Origin of the sequence: Kribbella sp. NPDC050470, from assembly GCF_044458365.1 — a bacterium.
GTDB lineage: Bacteria > Actinomycetota > Actinomycetes > Propionibacteriales > Kribbellaceae > Kribbella.
Window position 1 is genome coordinate 1 of the sequence record NZ_JBITHV010000032.1, and the last position, 1292, is coordinate 1292.

Sequence of the window (1292 nt, forward strand, 5' to 3'; positions counted from 1 at the left end):
CTAGCTTTCGCGCTGGGAGTCAAGGGTGAGTGTGGGCAGGCGTGAGTGCCGTCCGGCGTCTTGGCGGTTCGGACGGGGTCTGGTGCGTGATGAAGAGGCGGTGTGTAGGGGTTTGGCCGCAGTGGGGCCGCCGTTGGCCGGCAGGCTGATCAGTCGCGGTCGTGCCGCAGGCTTTCGTGTGCGCCGTGCGTAGGCGGCCCAGCGCGGGCGGGCGGCAAGCTAGCTTGCGCCGTCACGTTCTGAGGCGTGCGGCATAGCCGACACGGCCGTCACCGTCCGCGGCTGAGCCTTCCTCGACAATACGCCTGTTCATCGAAAGGTTGTTGGGTCTTGAGCATCCGGTAGGTGAGCCGGCAGGCGTGCCGGGCCAGCGCGACCCGGGCCTGGATGGGTCGCATGCCGCGGGCACGGTACTCGCGGTCGCGTTGCGCGAACGACGGCGAGAACACCGACAGTCCCCAGGCGATCCCCATCAGCGCGTCGCGGTGCTCGGCCAGGCCCTGGCGAGAGATCCGGCCACGGCGGTGCAGAGTCGCAGACTGGTAGAGCGCGGGTGCCAGACCGGTCGCGGAGTACAAATGCTCGGCATCGGGAAACCGCTCGATCGGCAGGCTGTGCGCCGCGAACGCGGCCGCACGCACAACCGCGACCCCGGGCAAGCTCGTCAGGATCTGCCCGTCGGTGCCGGCCAGCAGCTGGGCGATCTCGCCGTCCAGCGCGGCGATGTCCGCGCACAGCATCCGGAAGCGGGCAAGGTCTTTGGCCAGCCGCTGGGCCCGGTGCTCGGCATCGGCTGGTGGCGCCAGGCATCCTCGCCACCGCTGCACCCAGTACTGCGCGTCTGCCTTGGTGAGACGTCCGGGTGAGCGCGCGAGCAGCGACCGCACCGACGGCGCTCGGCCGGCAAACGCCGCAGCACAGGCCAGCACCGCCTGCCCCGAGGGGCGTTCAACCGCCAGGCTCCGGCCGTGCCCGGCCGGCGCGGACAACCCCGGAACCAGGTTGTTCAGTTGATCGTGCAGACGCTGCTGAGCCACCTTGCGATCCGCGACCAACCCGCGCCGGTGCCGCACCACCGCCCGTAACGCCTCCACCTCCACTTCATCCACCAGCACCCGGCCCGCGCCCTGGCGGGCCAGATACGTCAACGCCGCACAATCTCGGTCGTCGGTCTTGAACCGGCCCGATCCCAACTGCACCCGCGCAGCCTTGGTCTCCGACGGCGCGAACAACCGCACCGCCCCCGGATAGCGACGCTCCAACTCCAACGCCCAGGCACGGTGCAGACTCCC

Annotated in this window: 1 protein-coding gene; it reads right to left on the reverse strand. The window is 70.4% G+C overall.

The features are described 5' to 3' along the window. Window positions 1–269 precede the first annotated feature (269 nt). On the reverse strand, window positions 270–1292 hold a 1023-nt coding region (locus ACIBGM_RS45260; protein ID WP_396389126.1), incomplete at its 5' end, for a transposase.